Annotated in this window: 17 protein-coding genes; 4 read left to right on the top strand and 13 right to left on the bottom strand. The window is 44.6% G+C overall.

What is annotated here, in order from left to right; all coding sequences use genetic code 11:
* Positions 1-9: 9 nt before the first annotated feature.
* Positions 10-1,020 (bottom strand): LacI family DNA-binding transcriptional regulator, encoded by a 1,011-nt coding sequence (locus RQP52_RS04825; protein WP_315949782.1) that lies wholly within the window; start codon positions 1,018-1,020, stop codon positions 10-12.
* Between the two features lie 381 nt (positions 1,021-1,401).
* Between RQP52_RS04825 and RQP52_RS04820 the strand changes: the two genes are divergently transcribed.
* Both RQP52_RS04820 and RQP52_RS04815 read left to right on the top strand, forming a co-directional pair.
* Positions 1,402-2,286 carry a DUF2334 domain-containing protein gene (locus tag RQP52_RS04820; protein WP_315949781.1) on the top strand — a complete coding sequence of 295 codons (885 nt, stop codon included), beginning with the start codon at positions 1,402-1,404 and terminating at the stop codon, positions 2,284-2,286.
* Between the two features lie 59 nt (positions 2,287-2,345).
* Positions 2,346-2,516: a hypothetical protein gene (locus RQP52_RS04815; protein ID WP_164819672.1), complete on the top strand. Its 171-nt coding sequence runs from the start codon at positions 2,346-2,348 to the stop codon at positions 2,514-2,516.
* A 287-nt stretch (positions 2,517-2,803) separates the two neighbouring features.
* On the opposite strand, the gene fosB is transcribed toward RQP52_RS04815, so the two are convergent.
* Complete coding sequence (gene fosB, locus RQP52_RS04810) at positions 2,804-3,244, bottom strand: metallothiol transferase FosB (RefSeq protein WP_315950385.1); 441 nt, start codon at positions 3,242-3,244, stop codon at positions 2,804-2,806.
* 105 nt (positions 3,245-3,349) lie between these two features.
* On the opposite strand from fosB, the gene RQP52_RS04805 reads away from it, so the two are divergent.
* Positions 3,350-3,574 carry a hypothetical protein gene (locus RQP52_RS04805; protein WP_315949780.1) on the top strand — a complete coding sequence of 75 codons (225 nt, stop codon included), beginning with the start codon at positions 3,350-3,352 and terminating at the stop codon, positions 3,572-3,574.
* Positions 3,575-3,627: 53 nt separating this feature from the next.
* Here the strand turns inward: RQP52_RS04805 and RQP52_RS04800 are convergent, their stop codons facing one another.
* The 11 genes from RQP52_RS04800 to RQP52_RS04750 all read right to left on the bottom strand — a co-directional run bounded on the left by RQP52_RS04800 (position 3,628) and on the right by RQP52_RS04750 (position 16,139).
* Positions 3,628-4,863 carry a CapA family protein gene (locus tag RQP52_RS04800; RefSeq protein WP_315949779.1) on the bottom strand — a complete coding sequence of 412 codons (1,236 nt, stop codon included), beginning with the start codon at positions 4,861-4,863 and terminating at the stop codon, positions 3,628-3,630.
* Positions 4,864-4,941: 78 nt separating this feature from the next.
* Complete coding sequence (locus tag RQP52_RS04795) at positions 4,942-6,543, bottom strand: response regulator (RefSeq protein WP_315949778.1); 1,602 nt, start codon at positions 6,541-6,543, stop codon at positions 4,942-4,944.
* Positions 6,536-8,377 carry a cache domain-containing sensor histidine kinase gene (locus RQP52_RS04790; RefSeq protein WP_315949777.1) on the bottom strand — a complete coding sequence of 614 codons (1,842 nt, stop codon included), beginning with the start codon at positions 8,375-8,377 and terminating at the stop codon, positions 6,536-6,538. The genes RQP52_RS04795 and RQP52_RS04790 overlap by 8 nt, the downstream gene beginning before the upstream one ends.
* Positions 8,319-9,659: an ABC transporter substrate-binding protein gene (locus RQP52_RS04785; RefSeq protein ID WP_315949776.1), complete on the bottom strand. Its 1,341-nt coding sequence runs from the start codon at positions 9,657-9,659 to the stop codon at positions 8,319-8,321. Before RQP52_RS04785 ends, RQP52_RS04790 begins: the two co-directional genes overlap by 59 nt.
* Before the next feature lie 133 nt (positions 9,660-9,792).
* A complete protein-coding gene (locus RQP52_RS04780; protein ID WP_315949775.1) occupies positions 9,793-10,803 on the bottom strand; it encodes a glycoside hydrolase family 43 protein in 1,011 nt (336 codons plus the stop codon).
* 33 nt (positions 10,804-10,836) lie between these two features.
* On the bottom strand, positions 10,837-11,667 hold the full coding sequence (locus RQP52_RS04775) for a carbohydrate ABC transporter permease (protein ID WP_315949774.1): 831 nt from the start codon (positions 11,665-11,667) through the stop codon (positions 10,837-10,839).
* 6 nt (positions 11,668-11,673) lie between these two features.
* Complete coding sequence (locus RQP52_RS04770) at positions 11,674-12,570, bottom strand: carbohydrate ABC transporter permease (RefSeq protein ID WP_315949772.1); 897 nt, start codon at positions 12,568-12,570, stop codon at positions 11,674-11,676.
* Positions 12,571-12,635: 65 nt separating this feature from the next.
* A complete protein-coding gene (locus RQP52_RS04765; RefSeq protein ID WP_315949770.1) occupies positions 12,636-13,961 on the bottom strand; it encodes an ABC transporter substrate-binding protein in 1,326 nt (441 codons plus the stop codon).
* 338 nt (positions 13,962-14,299) lie between these two features.
* Positions 14,300-14,470, bottom strand: a complete 171-nt coding sequence (locus RQP52_RS04760; protein WP_164819675.1) for a hypothetical protein — start codon at positions 14,468-14,470, stop codon at positions 14,300-14,302.
* A 132-nt stretch (positions 14,471-14,602) separates the two neighbouring features.
* Positions 14,603-15,505 carry an S-layer homology domain-containing protein gene (locus RQP52_RS04755; protein WP_315949768.1) on the bottom strand — a complete coding sequence of 301 codons (903 nt, stop codon included), beginning with the start codon at positions 15,503-15,505 and terminating at the stop codon, positions 14,603-14,605.
* A gap of 112 nt (positions 15,506-15,617) precedes the next feature.
* Entirely contained in the window at positions 15,618-16,139 is a 522-nt protein-coding gene (locus RQP52_RS04750) for a hypothetical protein (protein WP_315949767.1), read from the bottom strand.
* Between the two features lie 107 nt (positions 16,140-16,246).
* Between RQP52_RS04750 and RQP52_RS04745 the strand changes: the two genes are divergently transcribed.
* Entirely contained in the window at positions 16,247-16,876 is a 630-nt protein-coding gene (locus RQP52_RS04745) for a TerC family protein (protein WP_315949766.1), read from the top strand.
* The last annotated feature ends 30 nt before the right edge of the window (positions 16,877-16,906 follow it).

The following is a 16,906-nucleotide window of genomic DNA, read 5'->3' as shown; positions in this document are numbered from 1 at the left end:
GTCTAATCCTTATAAACTTCGGGTAGACTCGCGTACAATGAGCTGTGCGTCCACGATAAGTTGTTCCACCGTTGACGGATCTTTCATTTTTTGAATCAAAATACGTCCTGCCTCTGCTCCCAGCGTTTCCGCAGAAAGCTCAACGGAAGTCAATTTCGGCGACATCTCTTCGGCTAGTCTCACATCGTTGCTTAATGCCACAATCGAAAGATCTCTTGGAACATGGATACCGAGTTCACGGGTGGCCCGCAGAATCCCTAATGCAACTCTGTCTGTATCCGACACAACCGCTGTGAAAGGAATCTGTTCATGCATTTCCAAGATAGACATGTAACCGTAATCCATCGGTGTCGCATGCTGCTGACGGACAAAGTTCATAACATGGACGTTATCATAAGAAACTCCACGCTCTTCATATGCCTTCCGAAGACCATTTACACGATCGGCTGAAACCGTCATGTTCGCTGATGCATTTAAAAATAAAATAGAACGGTGGCCTTGCGTCAATAAGTAGCTGCCAACCTCGTAGGCAAGCTGCTCATTGTCATTATCTACATAGCTGATTGAACTCTCCAAGGGGTCAGGTCTGCCTACGAGCACTAACGGAATTCTCATCTGCTCGAATCGCTCAATGCGTTGATCGTGCTTACGTGGATTCAACATAATAACACCATCGACAGGATCGCTTGAAAATTGTGTAAGATCTTCATGCTCTGGAAGCGTGTCTAGCAGAATACGATACCCATGCTTCGTACATTCCTTGATGACCCCATTCAGCATTTGAATTTCAAATTGCGTCGTCGAGCCCTCTTTAGAAATCGGCATCTTGAGTCCAACAATCATCGTCTTCTTAATTGCCAAACTTCTGGCAATATGATTCGGGAAATATCCCAGTTCTTTGGCTACCGAAAGTACTCGATCCGTTACCGGTTGAGAAATCGGTCTCTTTTTGCTGAAAACGCTCGAAACTGTTCCTTTGGAAACACCCGCAAGCTTGGCAACATCATCAATGGTAGCCATCCTTCCACCTCCTTTATGCAATTAAAATTAGCATTCACTTTCTAATCATTAAAGCGGTTTAATTAAACCGGTTTAACGCTCTTCATATTTCCTATTATAGTTAAAAACAAACAAATTACAACACGTTTTTTATTAATAATTCGTAAAATAAGGGAAAGCGGTTAACCTTATGATATAAAAGGAGTTTACACTATTTTAATAAAAATTGAAACCGCTTACCTTAACCATCTTTCCTCTTTGCTAGGATTCTTCTTTTTCGGACAAATTTCGACATTTTCCCCCGTCGATTCCATCCCATATATTCATCGAAATGAAACAGAAGACTTACACATACAATGGTATTGGAAGTATCCAACTTACTCGTTGCGGAGGGATTTCACCGTGAAAGCATTACTGCGGCTTGAAGATGTCGGACCAGGCGGTTATTACGAAAAAACAGAAAACCAAATGAAGTTACGTGCCGTTGCGGATTATTTATATATGCAAAAGATCCCTTTTCATGTGGCCGTCATTCCCCGATACATCAATCCGAATCTGCAATATGACTGCACCATCAGCAATCCGTTTGACGCCACTTCCGTGAGATTTGTTGAAACGTTACAAGCATTGCGAACTCGCGGGGCTTCACTAGGTATTCACGGGTACACCCATCAATATGGGCAATCCATCAGCGGCGAGGGCTATGAATTCGCATATCCGGACTGCCTCAAGGATTGCCCGCCGGATGACCCGAGGTCTTCCCTTTCTGACAGTCTGCATATTCAGAGGTCCTATGCGTATGGCAGATTTCATATGGCCTTATCCGCCTTTCAAGCCGCTGGCCTTCGTCCCGATTGGTTTGAAACTCCACACTATGCAGCTTCGGAGGTGCAGCGTACGATTATAGAATCATGCTCATGGTTAATGTACGAAGACAATCCCCATGACCCTACCAATCGCCAAGTGACCTATCAAATAGCCGCTTCGATCGTTGGAAGAACCTATTACGTCCCAACGCCACTGGGGTTTGTCAGAGGTGATGCCGTAGAGCAGGACGTCACAAGGATTATGGATCAAGTGAATCAATACGGTGAGGATGATTTGGCCTCATTTTATTACCACCCTTTTCTCGAATTTCCGTATATTCACATTCGAAAATATGCCCCACCTTATTACGAGGAACGAACCCCATTGAAACGGCTAGTGCACCACATGCTCTCGAAAGAGCGTCGGTTCGTTAACATTCAAGATTTGATTTATTCTTTTATGTCCACACAATCCGTATAGAAAGTTCCAAACTTTGACATACTACTCTTTGTTGTTTATTGAGCAAAGGAGGTGTCACTATGCCAAATCAAAATCAATCCAATCAAGCATCCAAAGCGCAAGTACAGACTACCGAACTAAATAAATTACCGGTTCCTGGTCAAGAGGATACAGAATTCTCCGCAGAGGAAGCGGCAGAAGTATTCCAATCCAATTCATCCTCTTCTTCTAATAGCGATTCGCAGGATTAAGAATTAGACAGCAAAGAGGCTGCCCGATGGCAGCCTCTTTTTATGTTTATGCACCAGATTGTTCCCGAAATAGATGGAAAAACTCACGTTAATCCGTGCTTCTTAGCGGCATGGAACGGATTAACAGGACAAGCTCCACCTAATTTCGCTGCCGTAACCCGATAAAGCCACATTTGGCGATAATAGCGGTAGATAATCCATTTAGATGGCTAAAAATGGATTATCCGCTGGAAATAGAGGGAGTAATCGGCGTTAACCCCATTAAAGCTTAGCAAGATCAGTCCGTATTATTTGGCATCATCATCATCCTCATAAAATTCCATATGCGGCTTCTCTTTCCTATAGTAGGCTAACCGGTCTTCCAGGCTGCCGGTATGGAATTCGAATTTATGCCCGTCCGGATCGGTGAAGTAGACAGAACGCTTATCCTGTTCATCTCTCTCGCGCCCAGGAAGTATATTAACTCCTAGATGCTTCAGCTTTTCCACCACAGCATCGAAATCCGCCTCATCTACTGTAAAAGCCATATGGGTATAAGAATATCGAATCTCATTCCGAGGGATTTCTTTCTCTACATTCAACGCTAACCATATGCCACTTAAGTCAAAGTAAGCCAAGTTTCTCCCCTTGACCAACAGCTTGGCACCAAACACTTCTTGATAAAATGAAATTGACTTATCCAAATCCGTAACCGAAAAAAGAAAATGGTTCACACTTTTGATATTCAACTCTTCCGCCTCCTTCCACACGACATTTTCTATCGCTGCGTGAATGAATCCTGCGTTCTTGGGCATATTAACGAAGAAAAATTCCAACAATTAGGAGGTTCCTCCATGTCAGATCAACAATCCGATCAACAACAAAATGCAGAAATCCAAGCTCACAATGCCGTGGCGGATGCCCTGCACAATCTGAACGTAGCCCAGACTGCCAACAATAACCGCCGTCAGGTGATTCAAGGTGCGCAGGAGCAGCTGGACGCGGCGCATGCACAATTAGCCGAAGCACGTACGACGCAATCATCTGCAAGCAGCGAGGATGACGAAAGTCTCTCGTAATGCCGAGCAACTAACAGCAGCAAATACCCCTCGGCACCTGTTCGAGGGGTATTTTATTCCGTGCCGATAAAGTGAAGCTCCTGCATGTATGTTCTCATATGTTGCTTAATAGGATCAAACTGAATCGTACCGTTCCTAATTTGCACAGGAACAGCTTGATTCACCGGGAGCACCTTGAACTGCGTCATATTTTGGTAAGAGGTAAATGTCGGAAGAAAGGACGGATGTTTCAGCGTAACGGTCTTCTCTTTCCCTGTCGTCTTGACGACGTCAATCGTCGCCATTCCGCCTACTCGCTTGGCAACTCCGCCTTGGGCGGATATGAAATTGCCTAACGAGTATAAAACCAGCGTTTTGTGCCCATTAATGCCTGATACCCAAGCAGGAGGCTGCAAAACATGCGGATGATTCCCAATGACGATATGAACACCGTAGTCCGCCAACTTTTGAGCCAGCGCCATTTGACTCTCATTCGGTAAAGTTTCGTACTCTGTTCCCCAATGCATAGCCACCACAACAACGTCAGATATACGCTTGGCTTGTTCGACCTCTTGCGCAATCTGAGCGGTATCGATTCGATTAACCAAATACGCTTTCCCTTTCGGATGGGGGATGCCATTCGTGCCATAGGCGTAGCTCAGAAACGAAAACGTGATGTTATTTTTGACCATCGTACGCATATGCTTCTGATCTTCCTTTGATTTGAATGCTCCGGTATATGGAATGCCAAGACGATCCCAGTACGACAGAGCGCTTTGAATCACTTTTTCCCCACGATCCAGCGTATGATTATTAGCCACTGTAACAAGATCCACCCCAGCCGCCTTGAGGGCATCCCCAACTTCCTGCGGACTATTGAATGACGGATAACCGGAAAGTCGCAGCTCCTTCCCCCCAATCATCGTCTCCTGATTTGCTACCAAAATATCAGGCATACGCAGATAACTCTGCACATCTTCAAACATTTTGAAAAAGTTGTACGTGCCGTCCTTTTGCTTCGCATCTTGGTATATTTCGCTGTGGATGAGAACGTCCCCGATAGCTCCCAATGTGACTTTACTTACCCTAGGCTCCGAAACAACCGGTGGAATCGTCGGTACCGTTACAGTCGGTGGCTGATCTCGCTTAGCTTCGGGTTTAGCTTCGGGTTTAGCATACTGTTTAACATCTATCAGTTCTTGTTTAACTTCTGGCTGCGCTTCCTTGGGAGCAGAAGGGTTTGCGCGATAGAAGCAACCGGTGATCAGAGTCAACAAGAAAGCTATCACTACAACGCGTTTCCTTTGCAAGCGGAATCCCTCCTGCCGGACATTTTCCATTAGTATGCCCCAGCAAAATAATTCCCTCGCACTTTGATTAGCCGTTTGTCAGCTCGTTTGTCTACCCTCCCGGTACTCCGTCGGCGTTCGATTCGTAAGCGTTTTGAATACGCGGTTGAAATGGCGAATGTTCGTAAAACCTGTAGAATCCGAGATAACCTGAATTTTCTCATCTGAGTGAAGCAGCATAGCTTTCGCTTTCTCGATCCGTTTTTCCGTTAAGAAATCGATAAAGGACTGGCCTTGCTTGCTTTTAAACAAAGAACTCAAATAAGAAGGGTTGAGATAGACGAGCTCCGCCATCATATTCAGGGTAATGGATTCCGCATAATGCTCTTCCACATACCGGACCACCAATTCAACAGGGCTAGTCACGAATTTCTTTTTACGGTTCACCATGCACACACTCAAATCCCCCAGCAGCTTCTGGCAGCGCTCACTTAACTCTTTGCTGGACGAAATCGAATAAATCTCCATTAATACCTGCTTCATATCCGTACCTTGCAGCCACATCTTCACCACGGTTAAATTCACGGCCAGCTCGTAAAAATGCAGCAGCATTTTGCAAATTTGCTCATGAATCAGCTCGGGATCTCTCCATTGCTGACATAGCTTGGTAACGAATTGATCGGCTTGAAGATGCACATTCGCCAAATCGCCCTCTTGGACATACTGATTGAGTAAATTCCAATCGGCAGTGTGCCATTCAAGCTTTTCCATTGTCATTTCTGCAATTGTGTCACTGGAAAGAAGGCGATCCCCGCCAATAACTAAACGATAGAGCAGAGCCAAACCCGCTTCCTTGTAGGACTTGGAGATTGACTCCAAATCTTTCACAGGACTTCCGAGCCCGAATGAGATCGTAAAATTGGACTGTCCCCGAATCCCCTTACGGATTTGATTCGTTAATTTCTCGATGTCAGCAAAGGAAGCCGATGTATCATCGTGATTAATAAGCGCGACTACTTCATTCTCATTTAAAATAAACACATAACCAAGCAGCGGTTTTTCGATGCTCTCCTGGATAAACTGCTGAATATACACAGAAAATAATGATGGATTTAACTGGTAATACCTTTCATCCGTGACGGAATCACGGTCCAGCTTGGCTACCAAGCAGCTAATGCAGGGAAGCAGAAACTGTACGCCGACATTATCGAGCAACTCTGTTTCTCCATGAGGAATGCTTCCTGTCAACAGTCCGGCCAGCACATGCTGGAGCATTTGATTCTGAACTTGCTTGTCTTTCTTGTTCGTAGTCAATTGTTCCTTCTCAAGCGCGATTTCAACCTGAAGCTTTTCCAATAAAGTATAAAGCTCCGCACGTTCGAAAGGCTTCATCAAGTAGTCCTTCGCCCCTAATTTAAGCGATTCACGTGCGTACTGAAAATCGTCATAGCCACTCATCACCACACAGGAAATATGCGGATATCTCTCTTTCACAATGTACTGCAGCTGAATGCCGTCCATGCGAGGCATTTTAATATCCGTAATAATCAGATCCGGCTGCAAGGCTTCAATTTTCTCTAAAGCTTCCACGCCATCTTTGGCTTCGTCAATAACCGACCATTCCGACTGCATATCAGCAATCATTAAACCAATGCCTTTGCGGAAAATAGTTTCATCATCCACGATAAGGAGCTTAGGCATCCAGTTTGCCCCCTTCAAGTTCATCTGCGATGAGTGGTAATGTGAGAATAATCGTCGTTCCTCGGTGTAATAGGCTTTCAATCTTCATGCCGTATGGATGGCCATAACGAAGCACAATCCTCCGATGCACGTTCATTAATCCGTGCCCGCCTGTTCCCTCTTCGTTTGGGGTAAAATCAAATTGTTTCTGAAGCACTTGCTGCAGCCGGCTTTCACTCATCCCCGCACCATCATCCTGAATGATAATGACCATCGTGTCATCTTGCTTCTTCCCGGTGAGCGTGATTGTTCCGTACCCGCTTCCTTTTTCAAAACCGTGCACAATACTGTTCTCGACGATCGGCTGTAAGATGAAACGAATCACCGAATAGACAAGCAATTCAGGCTCGATATCGACACGAAATTGTATTTTATCCTCGAAGCGGATCTGCTGGATAGCCATGTAACCCTTCACGTGCTCCAATTCCATGTTCAGCGGTACTTGGCTTTTGTGGCTATTGATGCTGTAACGGAGCAGCTTGCTTAAATTATTTGTCATTTTGACAACTTCGCGATTGCCTTGAATTTCAGCATACATGCTAATGGAGCCCAGCGTATTGTACAAAAAATGGGGATTGATCTGGCTTTGCAGCGCAGATATTTGCGCATTCTTCTCTCTGATTTCCGATTCGTAAAGCCGGTAGCCTAGATCACTGAGCTTCGAAACCATGAGGTTAAAAGATTGGCTTAACTGACCGATTTCATCCCGGCTTCGAATGGGAATCGAAACGTCCAAATCGCCAAGAACCACTTTTTTCATGAGATTTCGCAGTTCGCCAATCGGATTTGTGATACGAAAAGCTAAGGCTGTAAACAAAATGACAGCCAGCAGCAAGCAAACGACGCCAATCAGAATGATGTAATTCCTCACATTCACTGTGTCCTGGAGCAAAGACGCGAGCGGCACCATCTCAATCATCGTCCATCCGGTATTCAGCGAAGTATAGTAGGATAACAGCTCTGTATCTTGACCTTGCTTATAAATAACTGTGCCCGTCCCCTGATATTGCTGCACTTTGTCCAAATCTACCCAAGAGTCAGCGCTTTTATATATGAGCGCCCCTTCGCTGTCGACAATCATAATGTTTTTCTTGTCATTGGAAATCGTTTCGATTTTGTTGCGAATGATATTTTTATCCACATCCAAAACGAGATAGCCCAGCACTCTTCCGGTATCTACACTGCGTATTTTCCTCGCAAAAGAGTATACCTGATTCGTCGTATCATACGCATTCTTGTTGTACGTGCCGATATAGACAACCTTCCCTGTCGTGGAAACCTTGGGGTACCAAGGTTCATTTTCAACCTTTTTCAGAGAATAATTCGCTTGCTCCTCTAACATCGCCGTATAAGTGCCGCCCGATAAGCGATACAGGGTTAATCCCGAAATATCTACACGTCCATTGGCATACACACGCTTGGCGAAATCTTCAACGGTTACGCGATCATCAAACGAGATTGTCGTTTCCGTCCCCTTATTCGACTCTAAATATCTCACAATATCCTGGGATTGATATGGCATTAAGGATAAAAGATTAAGCTCATTCATGTACGTATCAATGTTAGCCATAAGCTCTTTCACAACGTCCATTTGATATTTTCCTGTGTTTTTCTGAATCGAAGCCGAATAACTCGTAAACGTCAAATAACTGGCTATCCCCAGCGGAACGGCTATGAGGATAAAGCTGATAACGATTAATTTGGTGACGATCGGAAGATTCTGGATCCACTGCTTTTTAGTCTGGAGCTGTATTCTGCTGTATTTGAATATTCGTGTTAATAATCCTTTGCGCATTACGCAGCACCTCTTGCGGGGTGGATTGCCCCACCATCATCTTTTCAAATTCGCGAACGATCTCTTCATTCATTTTCCCCTGTCTAGGGTGATTCGGAAAATATTTCACATCGTCAGCGGAGCTTGCATAGTCCGGACGGTATTTTAAGCTCTGAAACTCCGGCGATTGAACCGCTTGTTTCACCGCTGGAATGTGGCCGGCTTTCGCCCAGCTAGCGCCGTGCGCCGCAACCCAATTCGCAAATTTGAGCGCTGCGATTTGCTTCTTCTTATCCGGTTTTTCGTGATAAGGCAAGGAAAAGGTATGGGAATCCCCCCAAGCAGCGGGATGATCGTATATTTGCGGTATTTTCGTAACACCGAAGTTAAGGTCCGGAATTTTCTCAAACGTGCCCGTAGCCCAAACACCCGTAATTAACAAAGCGGCGTTGCCCTTCGAAAAGGTTTGTACAGAATCATTAATATTTGGAATAATGAACCCCTGCGAATATAGGGTATTAACAAAATTCAGAGATTTAAGCGCAGAAGCATTATCAATGGCCGCTTCCTTCTCGTCGTCTGTATAAAATCGCCCACCATCTACATTCATCTGACTATAAAAGGAGTACCATAGCCAAAATGAGTCGATACGTACATTAGGTTCAGCCAATGGCGTAACAGTTGCGGGTACATGTTGTTTTATTTTTTGTAAAAATTGCAGGAACCCATCCTCGCCATTCATCAGTACTGGCTTCTCTTTCTCATCTAGAAGGCCTGCTTGTTTAAGCCAAGCCTTGTTATAGTACATCACTTCCAGATGGGTATCGAGCGGAATTCCGTAATGTTTCTCGTCGGCAACCGTACTTTTCAATATCGTCTGGTTAAAATCTTGCCAGTTCACGCCCGCTTCTGAAGCAAGCGTATTCAAGTCCGTTAAAAATCCAGCCGGAGCATACTGCGAATATTTGGCCGAATGGACAATTGCGATATCAGGCGCTTCTTCTGTCACAATCGCTGTTGACAGCTTGGTATAATAATCACCTGAATTATTATTAATTTGATCAATTTTGACATGATCTTTGTTCTCATTGTTATACTGCTGAATTAATTCAGCCATAAATTGGCCGTCTCCACCGCTAAATGGTGACCAGAACGTAATTCTGAGCTTATTTGATGCCGCATCATCACCTTGTGTATCCGGCTGAGAGCTGCAGCTTATAGTTAGTAAACTGAGTGGAATCAGAAGGATCATGGTGCTAATTCTAGCTCGCAGCTTGCCTCTCACAGTAATCCCTCGCTCCATACATAGTGTGTCTTCATTATACAAATTGCCCCTGCTGAATCCAATGACCTATTTCCACCAGACATGGACATATTTTTGGATCCCTCAACAAATCGCGAAAAAAACATCCCCAATCATGGAGATGTTTCGAATGTTATTCACCGCTCGGTACAGGAATAGGGACACCCTCTGCAATCGGTACTCCGAAATCAGGAGAGCCGTCCGGATGCCACTTGAATGGCTGCATACGCACATTGCGATTCCAGCCAGAGCCTTGCGTCTTCGCACCGTGATACAGAATCCAATCCTCTTTGCCATCCGGCGATTTCGTAAAGGAGCTGTGGCCTGGTCCGAATACCTGATCCGTTTTGGAAAAAACAGCCTGTTCGTGCTTTTTCCATGACGCCGGGTTCAATAAATCACTACTCATCGTCGCACTCAGCATCCCTAAACAATAATCATCCGTCCAGCTGCCGCTCGCTGAGTAAATGACATAAATTTGATTCTTATGCAGCAAAACCTGCGGGCCTTCATTAATGGTTGGTGTACCATTCAATTCCCAATCATAGGTAGGTCTCGAAATTTCAACCAGCTTGCCGCTAATCGTGTAAGGATTACTCATTGGAGCAATGTACAAGTGCTGACTGACATTGACCGTTCCTTCCCAACCGGACCATATGAAGTATAAGGAACCGTCCTCTTTTTGCAGCGTCGTCCCGTCAATTGCCCACCTGCCAGCTGTATCCATCATTCCTTTATTGATATATCCGCCTTGCGGATCATCTGTTTCTGATTCCAGCACGAACATGCGATGGTTCTCATTCTGACCATCATCTGCCGCATAATAGATGTACCATTTTCCTTCCAAATAATGCAGCTCAGGCGCCCAGATGTTCGAAGTATTAGGTCCTGCTACAGGCGGGAACCACACATCCTTATATTCGGCGTCAGCAAGCCCCGTCAGCTTTTGAGACTTCCACACTCGGATGGAGTTACCTGTCGTATGCGTATAATAATAAGTGCCGTCTTTGAAAGTCACCCATGGGTCGGCTCCATTATCGAGAATTGGATTTGTAAAGGTCCTCGTCATTCCTTCTTTCCCAGCTCCTTTTGTGCAACCCGCTGCAAGCAGGAAGCAGATGAACACCACAAAAAACATGCGCATTATTGACCACACCACCCTCGAGAAACAGCCTGTTTACTGCTTAACTCCCGTGGCTGTAATAGATTGAATAAATTGTCTCTGCCCGATTAGAAAAATTAGAAGGGTTGGAAGTGTGGACAGCGTGGCAAGTGCCATTAATTTACCATACGATTGCACAAAACTTCCAGTAGCCATAACGGCAATTCCCGCAGTGAGCGTGCGCATTTCCAAATCGGTCACCGTAAAAAACGGCCACACATAATCGTTGAAAACCCCCATGAACGTGAAAATGGCCAAGGTTGTCACAATCGAAACAGAAGACGGCAGCAGAACAGACGTGAACACATGCCATTTGTTTGCCCCATCCATTTTGGCTGCTTCAATAATCTCAATCGGGAACGATTGGAAAAATTGAATCAACAGAAAGACGCCAAGGGCGCCGCCGGAATAAGGCAAAATAAGCACATAATACGTATTGATCAAATTTAAGTTACTGAAGTTCAAGTATTGCGGAAGAAAAGAAATAATGCCTGGCACCATCAAAGAGCCGACAAACAAGGCGATTAAAGTCTTTTTAAAGGGCAAATCAAGCTTTGTTAACGCGTACGCCGCCATCGTGTCCAGCAGAATTACCAAGAAAGTCGCAGCAAACCCTACAAAGAATGAGTTGAAAATCCAACGAAAAATCGGAACCTCGACGTCACCTCCGACAAAAATCGTATGGAAATTATCCCAAGTGAATTCCTGCGGCAATAAATGAAACACAGGAGACATTACTTCTACGTCGGTCTTGAACGAATTGGAAAACATCCACAGAATCGGCAAAATAAATATGATGCCTAACACACTGGCCAACACCACATAAAATAGCTTTAAAGGTTTCAACGTCCTCTACTCCTTTCTGCTCGTGACTTTAAATTGAATGATCGATACGATCATGATCGTTAATCCCATCAGAATGGCCATCGCCGATGCCGAACCAATTTCCCGAGCTGTGTAAGCCGTTTGCAGAATACCCATAAGCAGAACCTTGGTCTCGTCCCCGGCGTTACTCATGAGATTCGGCTGAGCGAATACATTATAAGAAGCAATCGTGGACGTAATCAGCACAAAGATGACCACAGGCCGGATCGATGGCAGCGTAATACTTCTCAGCCTATCCCAACCATTTGCCCCATCTATTCTGGCAGCTTCATACAGGTCTTCTGGAACACCGTTAAGCGCATTGACAAAGATAATCATATTAAAACCAATCGTCCACCAGAGTGTCGCCACGACCAACGCAATCCACACAAACGGTTTATCCAGCAGCCATGGGATCGGGTCAAATTCATGAATCCCCATCTTGGCCAAGAGCAAATTGATGAATCCCCCCGTAACATCGAACATCCTTTTCCAAATGACCGCCATCACAGTAGCCGAAACCGCATACGGAATGAAGTAGATCGAGCGGAAGAAGGAGCGCAGTTTGTCGGGAAGTGCATTTAACAATAAGGCAAAACCTAAGCCCACAAGGACTAAGAACGGAACGGAAAAGATGACAAATTTCAAAGTCGCTTTCATGCCGATAAAAAAGAGATCATTTTCTTGTGTACCCTCTGTGAAAATGCTCTTGTAGTTGTCCAGTCCAACAAACGGATGTACGGGATCAAGCAGGTTATATTGTTTTAGACTAATCACAAAACCATAAATAATCGGAATTAGCGTGAACGCCATAAAGGCCGCAAAATACGGAAGTATGAATAAGCTGGAAGTCAGCTTTGATTTCCAAGAGGATGTTGTAGGCAAGGGTTTCCCCTCCTTTTTTTAAAATGGCAGACGGGTAACGTGTACCCGCCTGCCTTCGATCATCATTATTTTTTGTTCATCGCAATCGTGGATTTCGCAGCTGCATCGTCAAGTGCCGCTTTCGGATCCTTTTTCCCTTGCAGCGCATTCGCCAGTTCACTCCAAATACTGTCGGAGATTGGACCCCAGTTCAAAACTTTAGGCGCAAATTGCACGTAATCAAATTCTTTGGCAACTTCCGTTTGTTGTTGTGTCATCGCCTTAAACGCTGCGCTGTCACGAACGACTTTGGATGCAACTGCCTGGCCGGACTCGGCCCAATCGATGGAATTATTCGATACATATTTCAAGAAATCGCCGACACCAGCCAGCACCGCTGCATCCGTCGTTGATTTAGGAATGACAAAGTTGTGCGATCCGGCGAAAACAGCTTGCTTCACTGTACCTAATTGCGGCACCTGCGCAACGCCATAGTTCACTTTCGCTTTATCGAAAGCGTCTTTCGCCCATGGGCCGTTGAAATGCATGGCGCTTTTACCTTGCTGGAACAAGTTGAAATCGCCGTCCGCCGCCACCGTAGGCGGGGAAACTTTCATCGTGGTTAAGCTTCTCATGAAGGTAACAGCTTCAACACCTGCCGGTGAATTGTAAGCAATGTTTCCTTTCTCATCAAGGAAGCTGCCGCCATTTTGGAATAATACCGTCGGGAATAAGAAGTTCTGAATCCAGAACGTTGGCATCGCCGCTCCCCATATCCCTTTGGACGGATCTGTAAGCTTTTTCGCTGCATCAACAAATTCTTGACGATTCGTTGGAGGAGCCGTGATGCCTGCCGCTGCGAACAAATCTTTATTGTAGTACATCACCAATGGGTGAATATCGAGCGGAATGCTGTACCATTTGCCGTCTTTGGTCGCATAGTCCACTGTTGCTGCCGGGAAGTTGCTCTTATCGACACCAGCGGATTTAGCCACTTCATCTAATGGCTGCAGCAAATCTTTGGCAATATACGTAGGCGTTTGATCAAGATGCATAATGGCCACATCAGGAACCCCTTTTTTCGTCGCAATCGCCGTATCCAACAGCTTGTAGTAGTCGCCGTTAGGTTGAATCGTCATTTTCACGTTGAATTTGTCTTGTGATTTATTATAATTGTCCACAATTTTCTTCATAAATGGACCGTCATTACCAGAGAAAGGATTCCAGAAGTTTATCGTTATTTTCTCACCGCTTTTTGCCGGTTCTGGCGCTTTAGTCGCTGCTGCTGTTGAAGCCGCCGGTGCCGTTGTCGCCGCAGCTGGTTCAGCTGTTTTCGTGGTCGAGCATCCCGACAAAACCATGGCAAAAGATATACAAGATAAACCGATTACTTTCAAGTTGTTCATTTTCATCCTGTTTTTAAGCTCCCTTCAATTTAAACACAGATTATAGTAGTTGCATCTCAGGACCCTCTTGTGTCAAAATTATAGTGATGATTGAATTTCGCCAAAAATTCAGTCTCACTACCGACGTGCGATAATAAGGCGTGCCCACACCAATGGACCCTTTTATCGCTTTTTCTTTGTCGATCCCCCTTCTTCCATTTCGTACCCGCAACTTAACTATAATCATTTCAAGAAAACGTTACCATGACGATATTCAAGAACCTTTGGACATATTTTCAGATAAAAAAAGCCCCGAGCTATCGCTCGAAGCTTTCTTGCCCACATCCATCCCTACTAGAAATGAATTAGGATTTCTGATGGTTTGTATAAATACCAACGACAGATAGCAACGCAGCAACACCATTGGCAATCGCGTTCATATCCGCATCTTTAATAAGGTCCATACCGTACGCGTCCAAAATCAATTTGGCTGCACCGATCAAGCCCAAAGTTAACGTATAGTAGTTTACTTTCATCTCTCTCACCTCCTATGAAAATAGGATGCTATATTCTATGAGAGAGACTTGGCATCGGACATGTCCAAATGACAGTGATACAGACGCACAAAAAATGCCGCCACCTCAATCAAGGCGGCAGCATGACACTACTCATGGCGAGACGGCTGGTTTAGCGATCGCCTTATATTTGGAAGATACAAACGTTTCCGCCTTCGCTTCGGTAATCACTTGCGGATACATCATACCCGGCTTTGGCTGCTGAATCGTATAGCGAATGACAGCCTGCCCATCTGCTTGGAACTCAATTGCCTGTATAGCAATGCCATATCCGGTACTCGGCATTTCTTTGGACAATATCACTTTGTTGACTTCGTCATTCACTTTCTCAACTTTCACCGAGACCTCTTCAACCGGAGCCTGGTTCTGTGCATGAGATTCTACAAATTGAATCGCCTGATAAACCCAGCTGGCTGCTTCGCCACGGGTAAGTTCCGCTTTCGGGTTGAACTTGCCGTCGCTATCCAGCTGTGTGATTTTGTACAACAGCAATCTTTGCAGAGTGCCTTGATAATTGATGTTAATTTGATCCTCATCCTTGATCACAATAAACATTTTAACAAGCGGGAAATTGCCTTTCGTTTCAAGAGCGCGGACTAATAAATCCCCGAATTGCTCACGTGAAATGGTTGCATTTGGATTAACATCCTTAGGAATGTCCAGTCCGTTATAATGAGCAATGATGAAGGCGTCTGCATACCAAGCATCATTTGGAACATTCGTGTACGTGTCCGACGCCAATGGCTGCTTGATGAAACGTATCGTATCCATGTTCAAATTCAAGCCTTTTACAATCATTTGCACGCTTTGCGCATAGCTGATTTTGCCTTTTGGCACATAGTGCTCGCTGTCAATTCCGCTTACAATCCCACGGTCTTTTAGCGCCATAATAGCATCGGATTGACCCTCTTCCAGATCAGAAAAGGCAAATGCCGAACTAAAAGCCAATGAGCTGATTAACAAGGACGTTAATGTTATAGCGGCTAATTTTTTCATCCTCATTCTCTCCTTTACCCTTTTTGAGATGACTCGATGTGTCGTTACCCTCTTAACGTTATCCCTCCGAAAAATGTTGCAAAATTTCCCATGGAAACACTTATTTCAACGTTCAACCAAGCAGCTTAAGCAAGTCCGCTTTAATTGACTCATCCATCATCTCGTGTCTTACAAGCTCTATTATGATTTCTTCGCTCCTGTCTATATTTTTCAAATAATTATACAGTAGCTCTGCTTTAGGCTCCCGCCCCATCATTTTATATGCCACATACCAAGTTTCAGGCGCGCTCAATGGGATACCCTGCCAAGTACTCCCGTCCCTTTTCCCAAGAGGCAATTTCACGATCCCTTTTGTGCTCCGCAGTGCGAAATAACCAATAAAATCAATGGATAAAGGTGCAACTTGGATCCGATATTCGCTCGCAAAAAGACCCTCTCCACTTGTCTGTTCCTGCCAGGAATACCCGTGAATGGCCTCAGTAAGCTTTTCTTTCGGACACTCCACAAGAAGATCCCAATCATTCATCTGCTCCACAAGTCCCAAAGCGTGCAATAAACCGCTTCCACCTAGCGCATATGGAATGCTAAACTCAGTAAGTTTATCAGTTATCCGTACAAGATCTTTTATTTCCATTCATATTCTCTTTTCTATCTGTAGTATTTGGTTTATTTTGGAATTCCAATCATATAATGATCTTAGTTTCTGAGGACAGGCCGATGTCCTGGAAAGGAAGTCCAAAGATGCAAAATTGGTTTATTATTTTCATATACAATTTATTTACCAATGTCGATAACGCCATTATGATTCAAAATTCCCTTAACCGATATAGCCTGAGAAGTAAATTCAAATTGTACCTTCTTGGTCTCTTATGCTTGCTGCGCATCATCTACATCGCTTGTGTCCAGTCCTCGTATCGAATTCCTTATATCAACTTGTTTACAGCCGCTATCATGTTATTTTTTGCGATTCGAATGGTACTGCCCAAGAATCAAATGAGAAAACATTTCTCATTATTATGGATTTTCAGCAGCACAGCTTCTTTGGATCTAGTCATGAGCATCGACAGTATTCTACTATCGGCCAGACTTTCGGATAATGTCGTTTTTATCGCAACAGGCGTGCTCCCGGCTTTATTTCTTCTTTTCTTTTTCTCCTCCAAAATGGAAATGTTTTTTTTCAAGATGCCTTGGCTCGAAATCGTCATAGCCGGCTTACTAGCGCAACTTGCTGTTCTGCAAATAAAAAAAGAACCAGGTATCCTGCTGTTACTTCAAGAGGAATGGTTCGATTTGATGGGCATCATCACGATGTGCGTGGTTTGCGCGGTGGGTTGGTTTAATTACTTGAGAAACCGATCCTACCCGATGTGATCGCCATCTCTGTACTTGCACGACTGATTT

It is taken from the genome of Paenibacillus violae, from assembly GCF_032461945.1.
Lineage (GTDB): Bacteria > Bacillota > Bacilli > Paenibacillales > NBRC-103111 > Paenibacillus_E > Paenibacillus_E violae.
The sequence above is the reverse complement of the archived record's forward strand: the minus strand, read 5'-3'. Positions and strand labels throughout refer to the sequence as shown.

Bases quoted from the DNA above. Each gene is read 5' to 3' on its own strand.
- RQP52_RS04785 (WP_315949776.1), bottom strand. From the start codon at position 9,659: ATGGAGCGAGGGATTACTGTGAGAGGCAAGCTGCGAGCTAGAATTAGC.
- RQP52_RS04790 (WP_315949777.1), bottom strand. From the start codon at position 8,377: ATGCGCAAAGGATTATTAACACGAATATTCAAATACAGCAGAATACAG.
- RQP52_RS04825 (WP_315949782.1), bottom strand. From the start codon at position 1,020: ATGGCTACCATTGATGATGTTGCCAAGCTTGCGGGTGTTTCCAAAGGA.
- RQP52_RS04805 (WP_315949780.1), top strand. From the start codon at position 3,350: ATGTCAGATCAACAATCCGATCAACAACAAAATGCAGAAATCCAAGCT.
- RQP52_RS04750 (WP_315949767.1), bottom strand. From the start codon at position 16,139: ATGGAAATAAAAGATCTTGTACGGATAACTGATAAACTTACTGAGTTT.
- RQP52_RS04780 (WP_315949775.1), bottom strand. From the start codon at position 10,803: ATGCGCATGTTTTTTGTGGTGTTCATCTGCTTCCTGCTTGCAGCGGGT.
- RQP52_RS04745 (WP_315949766.1), top strand. From the start codon at position 16,247: ATGCAAAATTGGTTTATTATTTTCATATACAATTTATTTACCAATGTC.
- RQP52_RS04765 (WP_315949770.1), bottom strand. From the start codon at position 13,961: ATGAAAATGAACAACTTGAAAGTAATCGGTTTATCTTGTATATCTTTT.
- RQP52_RS04760 (WP_164819675.1), bottom strand. From the start codon at position 14,470: ATGAAAGTAAACTACTATACGTTAACTTTGGGCTTGATCGGTGCAGCC.
- RQP52_RS04795 (WP_315949778.1), bottom strand. From the start codon at position 6,543: ATGCCTAAGCTCCTTATCGTGGATGATGAAACTATTTTCCGCAAAGGC.
- RQP52_RS04755 (WP_315949768.1), bottom strand. From the start codon at position 15,505: ATGAAAAAATTAGCCGCTATAACATTAACGTCCTTGTTAATCAGCTCA.
- RQP52_RS04815 (WP_164819672.1), top strand. From the start codon at position 2,346: ATGCCAAATCAAAATCAATCCAATCAAGCATCCAAAGCGCAAGTACAG.